The 19,722-nt window shown below is 55.4% G+C and carries 15 protein-coding genes; 8 read left to right on the forward strand and 7 right to left on the reverse strand.

Annotated elements, in window-relative coordinates; all coding sequences use genetic code 11:
• Positions 1–18: 18 nt before the first annotated feature.
• The 3 genes from VFA76_06675 to VFA76_06685 form a co-directional block, all read right to left on the reverse strand.
• Positions 19–1,098 carry a peptidyl-alpha-hydroxyglycine alpha-amidating lyase family protein gene (locus tag VFA76_06675; protein HZR31520.1) on the reverse strand — a complete coding sequence of 360 codons (1,080 nt, stop codon included), beginning with the start codon at positions 1,096–1,098 and terminating at the stop codon, positions 19–21.
• A 127-nt stretch (positions 1,099–1,225) separates the two neighbouring features.
• Positions 1,226–2,827: a hypothetical protein gene (locus VFA76_06680; protein HZR31521.1), complete on the reverse strand. Its 1,602-nt coding sequence runs from the start codon at positions 2,825–2,827 to the stop codon at positions 1,226–1,228.
• A 301-nt stretch (positions 2,828–3,128) separates the two neighbouring features.
• On the reverse strand, positions 3,129–4,853 hold the full coding sequence (locus tag VFA76_06685) for a pyrrolo-quinoline quinone (GenBank protein ID HZR31522.1): 1,725 nt from the start codon (positions 4,851–4,853) through the stop codon (positions 3,129–3,131).
• Positions 4,854–5,406: 553 nt separating this feature from the next.
• Here VFA76_06685 and VFA76_06690 point away from each other — a divergent pair.
• The 6 genes from VFA76_06690 to VFA76_06715 all read left to right on the forward strand — a co-directional run bounded on the left by VFA76_06690 (position 5,407) and on the right by VFA76_06715 (position 12,036).
• Positions 5,407–6,165, forward strand: a complete 759-nt coding sequence (locus VFA76_06690; GenBank protein HZR31523.1) for a CpsB/CapC family capsule biosynthesis tyrosine phosphatase — start codon at positions 5,407–5,409, stop codon at positions 6,163–6,165.
• Positions 6,166–6,265: 100 nt separating this feature from the next.
• Positions 6,266–7,615, forward strand: a complete 1,350-nt coding sequence (locus VFA76_06695) for a nucleotide sugar dehydrogenase (protein HZR31524.1) — start codon at positions 6,266–6,268, stop codon at positions 7,613–7,615.
• A gap of 132 nt (positions 7,616–7,747) precedes the next feature.
• Positions 7,748–7,870 (forward strand): hypothetical protein, encoded by a 123-nt coding sequence (locus VFA76_06700; GenBank protein ID HZR31525.1) that lies wholly within the window; start codon positions 7,748–7,750, stop codon positions 7,868–7,870.
• A 255-nt stretch (positions 7,871–8,125) separates the two neighbouring features.
• Entirely contained in the window at positions 8,126–8,917 is a 792-nt protein-coding gene (locus VFA76_06705) for a M23 family metallopeptidase (protein ID HZR31526.1), read from the forward strand.
• A gap of 645 nt (positions 8,918–9,562) precedes the next feature.
• Positions 9,563–10,174 (forward strand): HEAT repeat domain-containing protein, encoded by a 612-nt coding sequence (locus tag VFA76_06710; protein HZR31527.1) that lies wholly within the window; start codon positions 9,563–9,565, stop codon positions 10,172–10,174.
• 278 nt (positions 10,175–10,452) lie between these two features.
• Entirely contained in the window at positions 10,453–12,036 is a 1,584-nt protein-coding gene (locus tag VFA76_06715; protein HZR31528.1) for a hypothetical protein, read from the forward strand.
• A gap of 63 nt (positions 12,037–12,099) precedes the next feature.
• Here the strand turns inward: VFA76_06715 and VFA76_06720 are convergent, their stop codons facing one another.
• Genes VFA76_06720 through VFA76_06735 form a run of 4 tightly spaced genes read right to left on the reverse strand, consistent with a single transcriptional unit; the run spans position 12,100 to position 15,278 of the window.
• On the reverse strand, positions 12,100–12,861 hold the full coding sequence (locus tag VFA76_06720) for an ABC transporter permease (protein HZR31529.1): 762 nt from the start codon (positions 12,859–12,861) through the stop codon (positions 12,100–12,102).
• Entirely contained in the window at positions 12,845–13,756 is a 912-nt protein-coding gene (locus tag VFA76_06725) for an ABC transporter ATP-binding protein (protein HZR31530.1), read from the reverse strand. The genes VFA76_06720 and VFA76_06725 overlap by 17 nt, the downstream gene beginning before the upstream one ends.
• Positions 13,753–14,763, reverse strand: a complete 1,011-nt coding sequence (locus tag VFA76_06730) for an aliphatic sulfonate ABC transporter substrate-binding protein (GenBank protein HZR31531.1) — start codon at positions 14,761–14,763, stop codon at positions 13,753–13,755. The genes VFA76_06725 and VFA76_06730 overlap by 4 nt, the downstream gene beginning before the upstream one ends.
• Before the next feature lie 41 nt (positions 14,764–14,804).
• Complete coding sequence (locus VFA76_06735; GenBank protein HZR31532.1) at positions 14,805–15,278, reverse strand: Rrf2 family transcriptional regulator; 474 nt, start codon at positions 15,276–15,278, stop codon at positions 14,805–14,807.
• Positions 15,279–15,664: 386 nt separating this feature from the next.
• Here VFA76_06735 and VFA76_06740 point away from each other — a divergent pair, with 386 nt between their 5' ends.
• Both VFA76_06740 and VFA76_06745 read left to right on the forward strand, forming a co-directional pair.
• Positions 15,665–17,428 (forward strand): Ig-like domain-containing protein, encoded by a 1,764-nt coding sequence (locus VFA76_06740; GenBank protein ID HZR31533.1) that lies wholly within the window; start codon positions 15,665–15,667, stop codon positions 17,426–17,428.
• Positions 17,429–17,724: 296 nt separating this feature from the next.
• A complete protein-coding gene (locus VFA76_06745; protein HZR31534.1) occupies positions 17,725–19,560 on the forward strand; it encodes an alkaline phosphatase family protein in 1,836 nt (611 codons plus the stop codon).
• Positions 19,561–19,722: the final 162 nt, after the last annotated feature.

The following is a 19,722-nucleotide window of genomic DNA, read 5'->3' on the forward strand; positions in this document are numbered from 1 at the left end:
TCTTCCCGAGTTCTCTGACTAGTGGTTAGTTTCTAGAATGAGTTTCTGCACCCGCCAATTGAGCAGTTCGCCCACGTAGAGCTCGTTTTCCGAGGGGCAGGCAATTTCGTGGATCCACCCGAATTGTTTGAGTTGCTTGCCAGACTGGCCCAGCACTCCCATAACTTTTCCATCCAAACTCAGCTTGTATATACGGCCGGGAAATGCATCGGAGCTATACAAAACCTGATTAGGCGGAGGGGTAATGCAAATCGCCCACGGTGCGCCGGGCGCCATTGTGCCCGTGGGCTGCGTCGGCTTGTTGCCGATCGCGGGTCGAGCGTTCGCATCCACCGGCACGTTGATGGTGATCTGGCGGAGAAACTTGCCATCGCCGTCAAAAACCTGAATCCGCCGGTTGCCGCGGTCCGCCACATAGACATTCCCCTGGGCGTCAACTGCAAGGCTATGCGGCGTGCTAAATTGGCCGGGCTTGTCGCCGGGCTCGCCCCAGGACTTGATCCAGTTGCCATCCTTATCGATCTTCGCAATTCGGGAATTGATGTAGCCGTCGCTAATGTAAGTGTTGTCGGCTGAGTCCCAAGCCACATCAGTCACCTGCCTGAACATTCCGTCAACCGGAGGCAGCGGCGGCTGAGGATGCTTCAGCGGCGCCGTCCCCTCGTCGGAGGCCTCCTGTTTGCGTCCGAACACCATTGCCACTCGTCCCGCGGGGTTGAACTTGATCACCATGTCCGAGCCTTTATCGGTAACCCAGATGTTGTCATGTTTGTCTACCTTGACGGCGTGCGCGAACGACCAAGCGTAGAGATTGTGGCCAATCTCGCGCACAAAGGTTCCATCCGGGCTGAACTCCAAGAGCTGTGCCGCGCTTGCACCATAAGCAGGCCCAGTGCTGTTGGCGCGTGAGAAGACAAAGATGTGTCCTTTGGAATTCACCGCCACACCAGGCACTTCGCCCAAATAGAGGTCAGACGGGAGTTTCAGGAAATCAGGGACCGAGCTGTAGTGGATCTCCGGGACAGGTGATGATTGCTGAGCGGCCAGGCGGCCGATCAGAGCAAAAAACAAGATAATGACCAAGCACCTCATCGGCATGACCCTCCTGATAGCGCTCCGCATCATACGCCCTGGCTGTACTGGAGGAAATATAGGAGGCCGAAGAGCCGCAGTCGTTTAGCCAAAGGGAACCATTGTCCGAAATACCGGGTCGGGACGGCCCACTCTAAGGACCGACGTTGGTTACGTCTTTGGCGGTGCTCCATCGTGAGCCGCCGCCCGATGCAGTGGCCGAGTTGGTCACGCTAGCGGGAGCGTCGCTAGAGACGTTCACTGTCACCGTGACCGGCGGAAAAGTTGCACCGACCGCCAGCCCGTCGGACCGTGTGCAGAAGAGCGTTGCCAGTGTGCAGCTCCAACCATCGCCGGAAATGCCGGTCGCAACCAGTCCATCGGGCAGCCGATCAACCAGGTTCACGGCAGAGGTGTAGGCGGAGTGAATGGCGCGATCGCCAACGTTCTTTGCCGTAATCGTGTAGGTCGCGCCCATTTGGCCTCGGGTAAAATTGCCGGAGTGAGTGAGGGAGGTGAAGAGTTGGGGAGAGGCGAAGACCCAGGTCGCTCCGACGCCATTGTTATCAAATTCTTCGCTTTCGATCATGGTGTTACCATTTGCGGTAACGGCGAGAGCACTTCCACCTCCCGCTACGGTGCCTCCCTTTCCGATATATACGTTTTGCAGCTTCCAAGTGCCGCCTACTTTCACGAACAAATCTTGAAATGTCGTATGCTCGGAAGGGTGATAACGGTTTGCAATCACCGTGTGCCCATCTGCGGAAAGCACCGAGCCACCATCATCCGGGGCTCCAAGCTGGGGTCCGTTTTGAGACCACACACCATCTTTGCGGTAGAAAAACTGGTCACGAGTGAGAAGCGTATCGCCGTTGGCGGTAAGACTGGATGTCACAAGCTCATCGTTACTCACGGACAGCGACAACACTGCCTGTTGTGTCCAAATTTCATTCAATCGAGTGAAGACCACCACGGAACGTGCTGTGGCGTCTCCGGATGGGGGGAGGCTTCCAACAAGCGTGTTGCCGTCGGCAGAAATCGCAACAGGCCTTTCTAAGCCATAATCAGACAGTCTCTGCCTCTGCATCCAGATTCCGCTTGAGCGGGTGAAGACCCAAACACCTCCGCGACCACCAGCCGGAAAGCTCCCGGCATCGACAAGGGTGTTCCCATCAGCCGAAAGAGCAAGGCCGGTACCTTGAAATGGACGTCCGCTAGTATCACCAACGAGTTTACTTCCCTGCTGGGTCCAAGCACCGCCAGACCTGATAAATATCCATACGGCGCCGATGCCACCGTTATCTCCCCCACCGCCCACTGCGGCCGTGTTTCCGTCCGCGGAAAGCGCCACTGAGCCTCCTTGTGTGGCAGTCCCTATTGCACCAGTCCCGACAAGCTTTTCTCCTTGCTGGGTCCATACACCGTTGGTCCGAGCGAACACCCAAGCGGCTCCGACGCTTCCATTGTCCGATGGACCGCCGATCAGGGCAGTATTGCCGTCTGCCGAAATGGCAACAGAATTACCCTGCTGCACGAGGAATGGGGGCACGATGATCCATCCCGTCCCCACCAACTTCGGCCCTTGCTGGTTGTAGTTCCCGGGGCCGGCGCTTGCGACTGTTGCCGCCGTGCACACGACTAGCAATACGAGTAGGGTTCGTGCTGTTTCATTTCTGAACCGGCTCTTATTGCCCAGTTTCCGGCTGCCTGGAGATCCTCGCAATATCTCAGCAATGTTGAGAAGGGAGCGATTCACGGTACTCCTCCTGGGCTCGACAGGCGAACTGCCATTTCTGGCATCCTGGCCTCAATCGGTTAGTGGGCCGTTGTGTCCAATGGGCGGGAGAGTGCTCTTTGAGGCAGCAGAAGCCTACTCCCGAACAGGAGAAAAGGCAAATTGCATTTACAGAACAACCAGGCTTCGCTATTTCCGATTTCGGATGCAAGAACGGTAGCGCTGTCTTACTGCCGTCGTCTCAGAGGATGCAGATTTGGGTGAAGGCTGTGGCGCAAGATTCGGTGAGGGTAAGGTTTCGGTGACGGCGTCTGATCTCCCCTCACGGTAATAGACCAAAAATGAATAGCTTTCCCTGATTGTCGTTCAGATCATTGCTGGCGACGTAAACCCGCCCGTTTGCCACAGTAGGAACGCTGAACCTCGCGACCGCCTGCAAGGCGTCTCTGCTCGGAACCTGGTTGCTGTTGTACAGCTCTTTGGATAAGTTTGTAGCGTCATAGGCATGCAAGATGCCTGTACCCGGTCTTTCTAAGGCCCAGACAATGCCGTTCGTTAGACCGTTACTCGATACCACCGGGTTCGCACCCGGGTAGAAGAAGCTGGTAGAACTTTGTGACACCGGCGAAGTGGAGAGGCGGCCATCGGTAAGACTGAAGGCCTTCAGTGTAGTTGCGGACCCTCCAATGTAAACTCTTCCGGCAAAATAGGCAGGAGTGGTGTAGACACCATTAGGAAACTGACCGCTTATGGACTGCACAATCTGGCTGTCACTGCCGGGCTGGAAGTGACCCAGGTTTTGACGATCGAGAAGGTAAACACGACCCTCTTTTCCTCCGGCCACTATCAAGTCGGGATGAGGGGTTCCTGGTTTTGAAGGCAAAAGAAGTGTACCGCCAGACCCAACGTCAAGATCTTGAGCATCGAGAATGGATTGGTTAAACGGGGTGAAGTAATCGGCCACCTGCAAAACGCCACCGTTGGTGGTAAGACGCAGGAAGCTGTCCCCTAAGTTGGCATTAGGAACATCCCACGTGCCTTGCCCAACACTGCAAAACATATTTCCTTGCGCATCGGCGGCAAGGGCGGCGGGACTCCAAATGCCCGCAGCTTGCCCGTTAGGAGTTGGATTGAACACCGCGACAGTATCCAGCGTTTTAGTCGTATTGTTAGGAGCGTAACCGATTATCCAACCGTGATACGGATGAACGTCGTCGGGCGAACCAAAAGCCACGTAAACCACGCCATTTAATCGCAGCAGGGCAGCGCGGTTATTGGACGTCAAGCCATTAAAAGAAACGGTACTGCCGTTTCCGCCTTCTCCGTTGCCAGATACCGTAGCCTGAATGAGCTTCGAGCCCCACATTGCATGAAAGCCGGTTCTGATGTCTAAAGCGTGAATACGGTGAATATATTTGCCGTTCATCTTAAAACGCGCGACGACGTACATAGTATTGGTGCCGGGCGAGATGACGGGAGTCGCGGTAATCCCAATGCTGGCGGCAGTGCTGCACATGTGAACGTCAGCGCAGGGCACCGGTGTTGATCCGGTTGCTGCATTGTTAAGGTTTTTGTACCAGAGCGGCGTACTGTTCTTACCCTCGGCGTCAAAAGCGTACACGCTGTTGTTTTCAGTAGCCACATACACCACATTGTGCACGCCTTGATTTGGGATATCGACGTTCGAGACGTACAGCGGTTGGGCGTAGACGTAGCCGTCCACGGTGTAGGTAAATAATTTCCCGAAGCGAGAAGAGTTTACAGTCTTAGGAGTCAACACCGTTTCGCGGGAGTTCAGGCCAGACCGGGAATTATCGTTGCGATATGTAAACACCCCTACAAGATCGACGTCTGTAGCCGGGGCAATCGCGGACTGACTTTCGCCGGCCGAGCTGGCAGGAGTCAAAGTACCGTTCAGAACGTTCCCAGCAATGTGCACTAGCGAAAGCGTTGCGGAAGCAAACGTCGTGTTGACAAAGCTAATGAGTGCATTCTGATAATGAGCGGAGCAGGCAACGATCGAACAAAGCAACAGTACTACTCTCATTAAAGGCACAAGTCTCCTTCAAACAACCACCACCATTATGGTTAATTCGGCGCCCAAGCAATCCTGCAAGACGGGCGAAATGCTGCTAGCGCTATGTTGGAGATCAGAAAAGCCTGGGCTGTTGTCCGCCGCAACCCGCGACTGACGCCAGTTTTCTGGATTACCTTCCCCTTGTCAAGCGCTCGAAGCGCATACGCAATCTCCGAGCATAGAACTGCAACACTTTGCACTTAGGGAGTGCCTGATTGTGAACGCGATATGAATTTAGCTGCGAACGCTCACAGTGAATGAGTACATAGTGTCAGCATTTGATATCACTGTTTGAACGTGCGCACCTTGGCACCACGGGACTCCAAGCACGTATATATAATGCCAGTGTTCTGAATCTGTAACTTCATCCCCAACAACATCTGTGCCTGTCGCCAGGCAACAATTAAAAGGTTTGGCCTTCCCCAGGAGAGTTGTGGGCGGCTGGCTGCAAGGGACCATTTCCGCGGCATGCTACTGGGCGCTATGAGTCCGAATACATTAAGAGATCCTTCTGCCAGGTGCTATGATCAACAATTCCGGCACACTGATGGTTGACATCCACTGTCACATATTGCCTTTCCTGGATGATGGACCTAAATCCTGGGAAATTGCGTTAGAGATGTGTCGTCTGGCTGGGGAAGATGGTGTCGAGCATATCGTGGCGACACCCCACGCGAATGACCGCTACGCATACGATCGCAAGCAGGCACAGGCAGCGCTCGACCTTCTGCGACAGCGCAGCGACCCCAAACTCAGGTTTAGCCTGGGATGTGAACTGTTCCTGTCCTACGATAACCTGGAGAGCGCGCTGGCCAATCCGCGTAACTTTATCATTGGGCAGACGGGTTATCTGTTGGTGGAACTAAGCAGTTATGGATTACCGCCGGCAATAAACGATTCGCTGGTTCGGCTGCGATCGAGGGGGCTCGTGCCTATCATCGCTCACCCCGAGCGAAATCCAATTTTGCAGCGGAATCCCACGAAGATCATGGAATTTGTAGAACAGGGATGCCTGACCCAGGTCACCGCCTCTGCGCTCACAGGCGCCTGGGGCGGTGTGGCGCGCCGGAGCGCGTTGTGGTTGTTGGAGCGCGGGGCGGTGCACGTGCTGGCAAGCGACGCGCATGACATTAAACAGCGGCCCCCGCTACTTTCCGCGGCGCGGCAAGCCGTGGCAAAGAAATTTGGGGAAGCGCGCGCACATGCCTTGCTGGAAGACCACCCACGCGCCATCCTGGCAGGCCAACCTATACCCCCGGTTGCTCCGGTTTCTGGTTCTTGAACAAGCGAAAACTCCGGCGAGAGTCGATTGCTTGCCGCACCATTTAGAATTGTTGTGTTCCTGTTTAAGAGCGGAAAATATAACGGAGGTCGGATCCTTTATGACTCTGCAGCCACTCACGTCTAAAAGGTCACAGCTCATCTCGGCGATTGAGAGTCGCACGGCCGGCATCGGTGTGATCGGATTGGGATACGTGGGGCTTCCTCTGGCTTTGTTATTCAGCGAGCAGGGATTTCCCGTGACAGGATTCGACATTGACGACCGGAAAGTGCAGACCCTGAATACAGGAGGCTCTTATATACATCGCATCACCCCAGACGAAATTCAATTCGCCCGAGGGAAGGGTTTCTCAGCCACTGCGGATTTCGCGAGCCTGCGGGATGTAGATGCGATCATCATCTGCGTTCCCACGCCGCTCGATGAGCATCGCGAACCTGATTTGAGCTACATCACTTCAACCGGCGACTCTATTGCCCCGCACCTCCGGCCGGGACACCTTGTAATTTTGGAGAGCACTACGTATCCCGGTACCACTGACGAAGTGCTGCTGCCGATTTTGGAGCAGAACAATGGGCGCGGCTTGAAAGCGGTCCGGGCGGGATCGGAAGGACAGTTCTATCTGGCTTTCTCGCCCGAGAGAGAAGATCCCGGTAATAACAGTGTGTCCCGCCGCGATATACCGAAAGTGGTGGGAGGTTTAGAGCCAGAGGCTGCCGAGCTGGCCACCGCAGTTTACGGATCTATTTTCAATCGCGTGGTCAGGGTCTCGTCGCCAGCGGCAGCCGAGATGACAAAGCTCTTAGAAAATATCTACCGTTGCGTCAATATTGCGCTGGTAAATGAACTCAAACTGCTATGCCTGCGGATGGGAGTGGACATCTGGGAGGTGATCGAGGCGGCCTCCACCAAGCCATTCGGGTTCCAACCGTTCTATCCCGGACCAGGGCTGGGAGGACACTGCATCCCGGTAGATCCTTTTTACTTGTCGTGGAAGGCGCGCCAATTCGATTTTCAGACTCGCTTCATCGAGTTGGCGGGCGAGATCAATACCTCGATGCCGTATCATGTGCTGCGCTCGGTTTCCGACGCGCTGAACGCGCGGAAGAAATCGGTGAACGGGTCGAAGGTGTTGGTCCTTGGAGTGGCATATAAAAAGGATATTGACGACCTGCGCGAATCACCGTCTCTGACCATTATCGAACTGCTCCGTAAAGAGGGGGCGGAGGTGAGCTATCACGATCCCTACTTTCCGGTAGTCGGCCGCGGACGTAAATACAACCTGCAGATGCAAAGAGTTTCCCTGGAGAATCTGAGTGACTACGACTGCGTTCTTATCGTTACCGACCACTCTGACTACGATTATGCGCGCATCGTGCGTGAGTCACAGCTGGTAGTTGACACGCGGAACGCAACCCGGGGCATGCAAGCCAAAAACGTGGTCCGGTGCTGAACCGCTGGACGCCTACCGCCGTCTAAATTTGCTCGTGCACCTTGGCAGTTATTACTCGTGGCGGGCGGGCACTCTAAACTGTAGCCTGCGTCGGGCCATACGAGTTGGCTCAAGCTGCGACGAGGAGAAACAATGGACAGCCTGATTCTCGAGATCATGTTCGGGAGTTTGATTGCCGTCACCACATCCCTGACCTTCATGGAAGTACGCCGGATCCGCAAGCACATGGAACAGAAAGCGGGACCGCCTAAGTAAGAGGGAGTCAACTCGTCCCATCTACCTGTTGGGTTACACGCGAGCCCCGGCATCTCGTTCCCGAGTCTGATTTGCTTTTGACGAGCACACTCAGAAGTGTGCCTTGTCAAACGGGATACCCTTACTGGTTTACATCTTCAGTTGCGGTACAGTGGAAGAGTGTCGCGGGTCGGCGTTTTCCTAGTTTTTTTGTGGGTCCTTGTTTGGGGCGCCCTGTCTCTGGCCGGGCAGGTAGCCCCTGCGCCGAGTTGGCAAGTGCGTCCTGAGCCAGAAACTCTGGTCAACGGGGCCCCTGCGATCTTGCGAGTAATCCCTTCCATCGACCTGAGAAATCTGAGTGGGTCGTGGCTGGGTCATGATCTCCACCTCCGGTTCGATTCCGCCAGCAGGTCGTGGTACGGCTTTTTCGGGGTGGACATTACCACTGCAGCCGGTTCTTATCCTCTCAAGCTGAGGGGAGAAACCGCCGCAGGCTCCCCCGTTATTTATGAGGGCAGCCTGCAGGTAAGCACAGCCGCCTACCCCACGGTGACATTGACGGTCCAGCGCAAGTTCGTTGTCCCAAATAAGAGACAAGCTCAGCGGGTCAAGAAGGAAGAAGCGATCAAGCATCGCGCGTTCGCTCGCAGCAGCGACCAGCAGTTATGGAGCCAGCCATTCATGGTTCCAGTGAACACCGCCGTCTCTGAGGTCTTCGGTGTCAATCGAGTCTTCAACGGGAAATTGCAAACCCGACACTTGGGCTTGGATTTTCATGCGTCTCCGGGTACCCCGATCGTTGCCGCCAATTCCGGGACCGTCCTTCTCGCACGCAGGCTCTATTTCGAAGGCCGGTGCGTGGTGGTGGACCACGGCCAGGGACTCATGACCCTTTACATGCATTTCTCCAGGTTAAAGGTGAAGGAAGGCCAGAGAGTCTCTCGAGGACAGGTACTTGGCCTCAGCGGCGCAACCGGGCGGGTTACGGGGCCGCACTTTCACTGGTCGCTGCGATGGGAAGGAACATATCTGGATCCAGGCAAGCTCGCATCGCTGAACTTGCCCTGACAATTCGGCTCCCGCCGAAAGCCCGATGTGATGCCTCTTTCAGCTGACCGCCAACTGTAAGTGTGCAAATAATTGCATCTTTACAGCGCCGTTTCTTTGACGTATATTCCTCGCGCTTTTCAGGCTCACCAACTAGAGAAGTGCTTCTCCGCTCCGGCGTTCAGCCTAATTTTATCTGCGCGCCAGGAGCTATCGTGCAGCACTATTGAAGGAGTTATTGAATTGCTCCGACTGATCCGGTGTGCATTCTTGACCGCCATAGCGACTGGTGTCGTTGTGACCGCGAACGCCGACGCAATCTGTAAAAGCGGACCAAATTCCTTATCGGTCGAGTGGACGAACCAGCAGCTGAGTATTTGTGCAACGACAATTCCTGTCACTGCGGTGCTTCGCGAAGTGGCGCGCAAGACGGGTCTACGTATGCACGGCTTGGAGAAGCCGTTGGGGACCACTTCCCTTCAGCTTGAGAAGGTACCTTTACAATCCGCCCTCAACGCTTTGCTCGAAGGAGTTGACTTCATTATCGTTGGTGACCTGTCACATTCTTTAGAAACATCTCAGCTCTGGATACGGAGAGAATCTCACGTTGCCCATAAAGGGATGATTCGTCTGCCAGCGAGGGACTTGTCTGAATCGGGAGTTTCAGTGGAAGCAAATGCGGTTGCCGAACAGATGGATTCGGGAGAACGACTTGACGAGTCGGAACCGGAAGCTGAGGAAGTTCAGCAAACGTTCGAGCTTGACCCCACAGAAAAATTCGACTCCCTGGCGAGCTCTATTACAAAGCGGGACCAGGAAGCACTCGCCACCGCCGTTCTGGATTCGGATCCAGTGCTTCAGAGCAACGCTTACGAAGCGCTAAAATCGGTGAACGCTGATGCCGCAAAAGAGGCCCTATTCGCAGCGGCAGAGAGCGAGCAGCCATCCACCCGACTTGAAGCCCTTCAACTGTTGCAACAATCTGGTCTAACTGACGATCGAAGCTACCTGACCACGCTCAACAATGCTCTTGGGGACTCTGATGTTCAAGTCCGCATGGCTGCTCTCCAAGGACTGGCGCGGCTGGATAGTCCAGAGGCGATGAGTTACCTGCGGCCGCTGCTTCACGATCCAGATCCTGCCATTCGATTGATGTTGATCTCCAGTGTAGGGGCGAAAGACAAGTCTTTGATTTCCACGGCGCTGCAAGATGGAGACGAGGCCGTGAGTTCCGCTGCAGCCTCGCTGTTACAAGAAGTTCAGAACGAAGATAAATAGATTAAGGAGGAAAAATGCGGTCACGAAATGTGGTCTTCTTTTTGGCCCTGGTGTTATGCGGACCCATAGTGGTTGCGCAGGGCAATCCGGGGGTGTTTCAGTATTATGTCGCGCCAGTCTCTTCCCGACTCGCGTTTTTTGCCTCCCAGCAGGGGGGCCAGGTCTTGTTGCATTCTCCGGCACCTAACGCACGTGCCTTGCTATCGCGGTTCCACCCAGAATTGCTCGCATCCTATCCACAGAGTCCGGTGCTGAAGAGCCCCAGTGGAAGAACGGCCGTGCCGCTCGCATTAGTTGGCTGCGGGACGACCTCGGGTACACAAATGAACTTTGAGGGAGCAGCGAACGCGCTCCCTCAGAATAGCGAATCCATAGATCATATCCGGAACTTCTTTCCCACCGGTACCGGAAATCTGGATTTGGTTGTGGAGACCGCTAACGATGCGCGTGGATTGGCTGGGCCAGGAAACGCGGGAAGTATCTTTGTTCACCGCGACCCCAACGCTGCTTGCTACGCTGGACCGCCGGCCAGCCCTGCGAACACAGATTTTGAAATGGGCAATCCCACGATTACGAGCCCACTCCTCTCTACAGATATAGCGCGGAGCATGGGTCTATCTCGGGTACTGGCTGATCCCGCAAACGGACAATTCATAATCGCGGATTTGCGGCTTGGCAACCAAGTAGCCGGGGTTGGTCTGCGGCGGATCCCCACGGCTGAACTAACCAACACGACCAACTGTCCGCCAGGAACACTATCATTGGCGCAAAGTACTATTTGTGCCACTACCGGTGGAGCTGCAGTTATCGTAAGCGCGACAGACGACGAAAATGTGGATTTCCCCGGCTTAGCCCAAGACCAGCGAGCAAGCGGTGTCGGGGCGGGAGACATTTACGTCTCAAATACAGCTTTAGACGCAATTGGCTATACGACGGAAATTCACCTGACGGCTTGCACCAAGGCGTTCGCGACACTGGCGAATTGCTCACCGACAAAAACCATCAGCAGTGCCGCCGATACGGGAGCTCAATTCAGCAGCGTCTCGGTAGTGCCTCCGGGTGGCCCAAACGCAGGCACCATTACGGTAGTTTACGGAGCATTTGGTTATAACCCCTCTACCGGCATGCCAAATGTGGCAATCAGACTTGTAAAATGCACTCCCAAGGGCGCTCCAGTAGCCCCCACCTGCGGATCACCCATTGCGGTGGTCACGGAAGCCAATCCCTTGACCGTAGGCCGGACCTTCGGGTTTGCAGGACAGCTCATGGGCAACGCAGGACTAAACGTTAATACCATACCAACCCACGCCAACCGCGCGGACAGTACGACTGGGCAGACAACATTCGTTGTCTGGACCCGTTGCAAGGCAAATGTTATTGTCATTCCCGGTTCGGCGTGTCCAGACGCGGACATATCCATGAGAACCTCCACTGACCTTGGAACTACCTGGGCAGCGGTGACCGCCCTCGACGCCACCTCTAGTGCCCACGAGTTTGACCCGGCGATCACTGTCGACAATGGACAGAACATAACCGACGTGGCCTATTACCACACACCTGATACCGTCCGTTTCAAGAACCGGACCGTGGTTGATATGAAGCAAATACCCAACGCTTCCACCACACCAGGTGCGGTAGTGGCCATTACTTCTACCGCTGACTCGCCAGAAGGGGATGCAAACTTCACAACCTTCGGGTTTGGCGCCGGGCTGGGCGATTTTCTGGGAATCAGCAGCCATGGAGCCGCCGGCGTGGGAACGAGCTGCGCGTATGTGGGACACACTAATAACGTCCGTCTCGGCACATATGGCGGCTTGAGCAATGCAGAGTCGAACAACCACGTCAGCAAATTCTGCTATTGACAGGGTTGAAGGAGAGGGACACCCGGGTGTCCCTCTTTCTTCTTCTCTAAGCTGAGAACCGCGTTAGCGAGCCGCCGCCGATCCCCACTTTTCTTCCAGGCGTCGCTCAAACGAGCGGAATAGCAGCCCGTCCACAATGTAGCCAATTCCGACAATCAATCCCATGACCGCAATGACGCGGCTCATGTCATTGAGATCGCGTCCCATCATCAGCAACTGACCCAGACCGAGGCTGACGAATATCATCTCGCCGGAAATGAGAGAGCGCCAGGCGAATGCCCAACCTTGTTTCAATCCAGAGACCAGGTAAGGAAGACTGGCGGGCAGAAGCACATAGAGGAAGAGCTTAAGGCCACCAGCCCCGAGGTTTCGTCCGGCCATTCCATAGATTTTGGGCATCTGGTGGCGAGCGTCTTCCATGCTGATGGTTATGGAAAGGAGAGAGCCCATAACGATCACGAAAATTATGGCTTTCTCGCTCAAACCGAACCATAAAACAGCGAGCGGTAACCAGCAGATACTTGGCAAGCTTTGCAGGCTGACGAGCAGTCCGCCAACGGTTTCTTCCAAAAATCTGCTGCTGGCGAGAACCAGCCCCAACACCATGCCAAGCACGACGGAGATGCCATAGCCAATGGCAATGCGCCGCATGCTCACTTCAATGGCGATCCAGAAGGTGCGGTCGGAGAAACCGCTGACCAGCGAATCCCAGACACCTTTCGGGGTCGGTACCAGGTACGGAGGCCATATCTTTAATCTTGCGATCACTACCCAGATGGCGAGCAGAGCGGCATAAAAGAGCACCTGCCTAGTTATGCGCTTCATGGTACTCGGCCTCCAAGGATTTGTTGATCTCCTCACGCAACTCATCCAGGATGTCGCCCGCCGTGGTTGCTACTACCGTGTCTTCGAGATGGCGTGGACGAGGCAAGTCGATCTTGAACTGACTCTTTACCCGCCCGGGACGAAACGTCATGAGGACAACCCGGTCTCCAAGGCGGACGGCTTCGCGAACGTTGTGGGTGACGAAAACGATGGTCCGGCCGGTTTCCGACCAGATGCGTTCCAACTCATCGTGAAGCAAGTCGCGAGTTTGAGCGTCCAGGGCCGCGAATGGCTCGTCCATCAACAAGACATCCGGCTCGGCGGCCAGTGCGCGAGCCAAAGCCACACGTTGACGCATTCCCCCAGATAGCTGGTGGATGTAACTCTCTTCGAATTTGGAGAGATGTACCAGACGGAGATACTCGCGCGCGGCAGCGCGACGCTGATGCTTGCGAACGCCTGCCACTCGCATACCGAATTCGACGTTGTCGAGGACGGTGAGCCAAGGAAAGAGACCTAGTTCCTGAAAAATCATGATGCGGTTGGTACCGGGGCCGGTCACCGGTTGACCGTCCATCAGGGTAGTGCCAGCCGTAGGTTGAATGAGGCCGGCGAGCACATGGAGCAAGGTTGACTTTCCGCAGCCAGAAGGCCCGACAATGCAAAGAAACTCGCCAGGGTTCACCTCGAGGTTGATATTGGCAAGAGCGACCAAATCGCCGTTGTTCTGTGAGCGGTATGACTGAGAAATATTCTGCAGCGAAATTTTGGGCGTGCTCTGCGGAGCAGCTTGAACTGGGGTAGCGGTGGTTGGCTCCGCCGCAGGTCGAATTTGCCCATCGGGGCTGTCGTCGGCTCGAGCGGCGGATGCCCATCGTTGACTTTGTCGGATCATCGGATTGCGGCTCTTCCCTTCTCTTTAAGTACCTTGTCTAAGATCGAAAGATCGCACAAGCCTGATAAGTCCGGATTAGCTTTGCCCAGAAAGCCTTGTTCGTAGGCCATTCGGGCTGAAGTTGATAGCGAAGATCGAAGCGGATCGTAAGTCACTCTAATGCGAGAGAAGGCCTCGTCCAACACTGCGTCCGCGAGGGCTGCGCCCGTCAGCTTCTGAATTTCCTGGTTCAGCGCACGTTTACTCTCCGGCAGATGATGGTTAATCCAGTCAGTCAAGGCTACGTGCGTCCGGATGAAGTTCTCCACCATGTCGGGATGCTCATGGAGAAACTTGGTGTTAACCACCACCAACGCAGTCACAAATTCCCCCTTCGGCCAGAGTGTCCGCTCATCAAGAAATAGCCGACCACCACCCTCGTGGATCAGCCTCGTCGCCCAGGGCTCCGGGGCCCAGGCGGCGTCCAGTTGTTTTTTCAGAAAAAGATTGAGTTGGTCTGCGTTGGCAATGGGCAAGACCTGGACGTCACCGCCCTTCTCGCGCGGCTTAAGATTTTGTGAGCGCAGCCATGCCCGCAAGGCAATGTCCTGCGTGTTTGCAAGTTGCGGAGACGCTACTTTCTTGCCATGAAAGTCCGCCGGCTTTTGGATGCCTGAGTCAGCGCGAACAATGAGCGCGGCGCCTCCACCGGCGGCTCCTGCAACGACGCGCAGAGCTTCGCCGTTGGAGCGAATGTAGCCGGTAATGGCGGGGTTCGGACCGATGTAAGTAATGTCGAGCGCACCGGCAAAGAGGGCTTCAATAGCGGAAGGGCCGGCAGTAAAGATTTTCCAGTCCACTCGAGCCCCGGGCCCCATACCGCGCTCGAACCAGCCCTGATTCTTTCCTACCATGGCCTGCGCATGTGTGATGTTGGCAAAAGCGCCGATACGGACGACGGTCTGACCGAAGGCAGGCAGGCCTATGACGACGACCAGATAAACCAAGTTGGCAAGAACCAATCGCACAATTTGCCTCGTCAACGGGCAGCTTCCGGGCGGAACGCTAATCAGCGATGCGCCACGCTTACCTTCACACGACTTCCCTTCTTCAACCTGGCTGGCGTGCCACTACGGTCAGTGCCCGCTACATCTGCCAGCGAGGTGTTCTCTAGAATGTCAGCGGCAGCATTGCGAACATCCATGAATACGCGATACAGCGCCCGGTGCTCTTTATCTTCATCAATCAAGTGCTGCAACGAGGTGACGTCGCCGAACGGGGCAAGCGGACCGTCAATGATACGAATGACCTCACTCAATACAATCTCGGACGGAGGACGCCGGAGCTGGTAGCCGCCGCGGGCTCCACGCACGCTTTCAACAAGCCGCGCGTTCTTCAACTGAAGCAAAATCAACTCTAGAAATTTCTCCGGAAGGTCTTCTTCCTGGGCGATGTCGTGAATACGAATCGCGCCCTGGTCGTAGTGCCGGGACAACATGATGAGGGCCTGCAGCGCGTAAAGACCTTTTTGTGAGACCTTCATGGGAAATTGGGATTAAGTCTAGATATCCTACTGTATAAGTAGGGTATTAGGTAGAGGAATCTTTTAATTCGCCGAGCTTCGCCCGAGAAAGCCTCGGTTTGTAGCCAGTTCCCAAGGTTTCAGTGGCTTTTACGCCGCTTTCTTAGGTAGTGAGCGGTGAATCATGGGAGATAGCATCTCCGGCATGTTTTGCAACATGCCTCGGTCCCATGCAGTGTGCAAAACACTGCGATGGGGTGATTTTGCCTGCAACGCAAAATGCAGAAATTGCAACCATTTCGGTTCACCAGCGCTGGCAATCTAATTGCACCTCGCTTGGTTGTCTGGATTCAGCCCACCATCCCCCTGGGTTGATGCTCCACCTATCTTCCAAGGAGTTCTAAGCGATGACGCGTCACATCTCTGTATGCCTGGCGTTAGCCGCCGGGTTGTTGTTGATTGGAAACACAGCGTGTAGCGGAGGGGGATCCAGTTCAAACAGTCCCGGCCCCACGCCACCACCAGCGCCACCTCCGCAAGCGGCGAGCATAGCCGTCTCTCCAACGTCGGTCACGGTTCCAGCGGGAGCGCAGCAACAGTTTACGGCCAAGGCGACTCCATCCAAGAGTTCATTGATCTGGACGGTCAATGGAGTGCCTGGCGGAAATGCGATTGTGGGAACAGTCTCGAACAAGGGCTTGTATACCGCGCCTTCGTCCCCGCCGGCCGCAGGGCAGGTGGAGGTTAAAGTGACACTTAAGGCGGACCAGACAAAATCGGCTGCCGCGCGTGTCTCGACTGTGTTTTCAAATGCCAGCCTCAAAGGATCATATGTATTCAGTGCGGTCGTGGTTGATGCAGCCGGGTTCACCTTTGCGGGTGGCGTCCTCAAAAGCGACGGAATGGGAGGGATCGTTGACGGTATAGAGGATAGAAATAGCTCCGTTGATGGTCCTACCACGAACCTGGCGGTCTCAGGGACTTATTCGGTCGGGTCCGACGGCCGGGGCGTTGCGACTATTTCCAATGGGTCCGGAAGTGCGACTTTTAGTTTTGTGCTCGCCTCAAGCAAGGGCGGCCAGATGATCCAATTTGACAGCTCCTCCGTCAGCTCGGGAGCAATATTGCAGCAAGATCCCACTGCTATATCCGATGTCGCCGGTACCTATGTCTTTGGGTTCCAGGGGCAGGCGATTACACCTACTACCAGGCAGTCGATGTCGAGTGTCGGTCAACTGGTATTCGCGGGTTCCGGAGCGGCCTCAGGCACGGAAGATCTGAATGAAGGCTCGACGCAGGCGACTCTGCCATTCAGCGCCACCTACGTACTGGGTGCCAACGGCCGAGGCCAGCTAAACCTCACGAATTCGTGGGGCAGTAAGGCATACGCGTTTTATATTGTGGACCGCAGTAAGATTGAGTTGGTCAGTATTGACCCGAATCCTGGCCTTATTGAGGCCGGGGTCGCAGTGGCCCAACAGAATATTCCCTACAGCAACTCATCTCTGGGTTCGACCGCTGTCCTGCTAAGCGGGGTTGACCCATGCAACGAGTCACCCTTTGTTTCGGCCGCTCGGTTCGACACCGACGGGGCTGGCACAATTCTGAATGGCGTCCTGGACCAGACCTATCAGGGTGTTTTCACAGACGGGGCTTCGTTGTCCGGAGTTTACAACGTGGATGCAAATGGACGAGGAACAGCTTCATTCACGAGCTCGGCTGGAACGGTGAACTTTGTCTTTTGGCTGGCCTCCGTCGGCAATGCACAATTCATGGCATTGGACACGGGCGTAGTAGCGGGTGGCGTTGCTCTTTCCCAAAAAGGTCTGCCGTTCTCAAACACCTCCCTGCAAGGCAACTTTGCGTTGGCGCTTACCGGTACCTCGGGTAGCGTGTCATCGGCGGCTTTGGCCCGAGTAAACTTCAGCGGCACGGGGACGTTCGGCGGAAAAGAGGACGTGAATGTAGGTAGCGCGATGAATGCAGCCGTCCCGTTGACCGGCACATACTCGGTCGGCTCCGACGGGCACGGAACGGCGTCAATGACCGGTCTTGGAACCGTCCCCCTTCGACTGCACCAGGTAAACCAGTCAGAGGCCATCTTCATCTCTGCGGACCCCACTCAGCCAGTGATCGGGTTGGGCGAAAAGCAGTGTTCTGATTGTCACTAACGTCGCTGTAATAGACCGAAAGCTGCCGCCCTGCGGCGGCAGCTTTCAACGACGGCCCGCCCGCAGACGGGGACGGAACGGACAATCCGGTTGCCTGTCCCCTGCTTCGGGGAACCGCTCCCCTCTTTACAATCGGTAAACCCGACGAAAGACCCCGTGTCCATCAAAAGGGCATCGCCGTGCCCTGGAAGCCGCCTCCACCACACCTTAGCTCCAGGCAACAGCTACTCTGGTTGACTCATCTATCAGATTTCTGGGCCGCCTCGGTGATCGAATAGTTTCTTCTGGAGTACCCAATGCGATACAAGTCAGGTTTTAGTATCACCACTTTGGCGTTGCTGGTAATTCTGTCAGGGTGCGGAGGCGGAGGAGGCAGTAATACCCCTCCCGGTCCTACACCAGCCCCCCAACCGCCACCAGCGGCGGCTCCAAGCGTTTCAGTGGCAGTGCAGCCGGGCGCCATTGTGAGTGGTTCCAAGGCCGCCCTGACGTGGAGTTCCAAGGATGCAACCTCAGTTTCAATCGACCAGGGCATCGGACCGGTTGCGACCAGTGGATCCATGGAAGTCTCCCCCACGGCAACAACTCATTATCAAGCGACCGCGAAAGGGCCAGGAGGAACCACCTCCGCGGGCGCAACCCTGACGGTAGACGCCAAGGTGACAGTCCAGATCTCCGCCAGCCCAGACAGCATTACACCGGGCAAGTCCTCAAAATTGACATGGTCGAGTGCAGGAGCCACATCCATAAGCTTGACTCCCGGGATCGGAACGGTTGGTCCGGATGGATCCATCGACGTGTCTCCAAGTAGCGACACCACCTACACAGCGACCGCTACGGGCCCTGGAGGGACGGCCAGAGCGTCAGTCAAGGTGAAGGTGAAACGTGCCGGGATCGAGGCAATTAACCATATTATTTTCATGCTGCAGGAGAACCGTTCGTTTGACACTTATTTTGGCCACTTAAATGATTATCGAGCTGCCCAGGGATTGCCAACCGATGTAGACGGGATGCCTGCAGGCGCGTTTAACCCGAGTGCTGATGGAAAAAGCGCGGTATACGCATTTCATTTCAAAACCATGTGCATGGAAAATGTGACGGCGAATTGGAATTCCAGCCACGCTGATTACAATCGCCGGCAACCAGTTTCTGAAACGGCCACTCTTGACGGGTTTGTTCTAAGAGCCTCAATGTTGGCGGTCATAGATCCCCAAGGCATTAGAGCTATGGGCTACTATGACGCGAGTGATTTGCCCTATTACTATTACATGGCGTCACAGTTCGCGACTTCAGACCGTTGGTTCGCGCCGGTGTTGTCACGAACCAATAGCAATCGTTTGTACGTTCTTTCCGGAACTTCGGCTGGGTACACTGACATACCCACGAAACCTTTGACTAATAAAACTATCTTCGAACTGCTGGAAGAGAACGGAATCTCCTGGAAGGTTTACACCATTGGGAGCAACACCTTCCTGGACAATTTTCAACCGTTCGAGAAGCAGCACCTCGCGAATATTGTTCCAATAGCGCAATATTTTACTGATCTCGACAACGATACCCTGCCGTCAGTCGCGCTCATCGAAACTACCGGCTGGTCTGACGAACACCCCCGGGAGAACACCAGCATCCAGGCTGGCGCTGCGGAAGTTGCCAAAATAATCAATGCCCTCATGAAGAGCAGCTCGTGGGAGGATTCAGCATTTATATGGACCTTCGACGAAGGCGGGGCGCTCTATGATCACGTGCCGCCAATTCCTGCTCCCAATCCCGACGGCATTTTGCCCGTGGACCTGGCGCCTAACTCACAGCATCCTGCCCTGCTCTGTTGGCAACCAGATGGAAGTATCAATCCGAGTCCGACCTGTCGGTTTGAGTACACCGGGTTCCGGGTGCCGCTCATGGTGATTTCACCGTTTACGAAACCTCATTACGTTTCGCACACTCCCACCGACTACACCGCCATCCTGAAGCTGATCGAAACTCGGTTTAACTTGCCAAATCTCACCGAACGCGACAAGAGCAGCATTGACATGACCGAGTTCTTCGACTTTGTCAATGTTCCCTGGCAAATTCCGCCAACACCGCCCGTACAACCTCAGAATGGACTTTGTGATCCCAGTCAGATGCAGTGATGCACACAGCTTGTAGTGGCCACATCGTCAACACATAGGGACCGCCTTCTGCGCTACATTGTTGATGTGAGTGTCTTGGGCTTCTATCGAATTTCTTGCTCTTCTGGATATCTCCATCCAGGGCGAGACCGTGCATAACAAAGCTACAGCTCTATCAGGCCT

The sequence above is a fragment of the Terriglobales bacterium genome (assembly GCA_035651655.1).
In the GTDB taxonomy this organism is placed as follows: Bacteria; Acidobacteriota; Terriglobia; order Terriglobales; family Acidobacteriaceae; genus DASRFG01.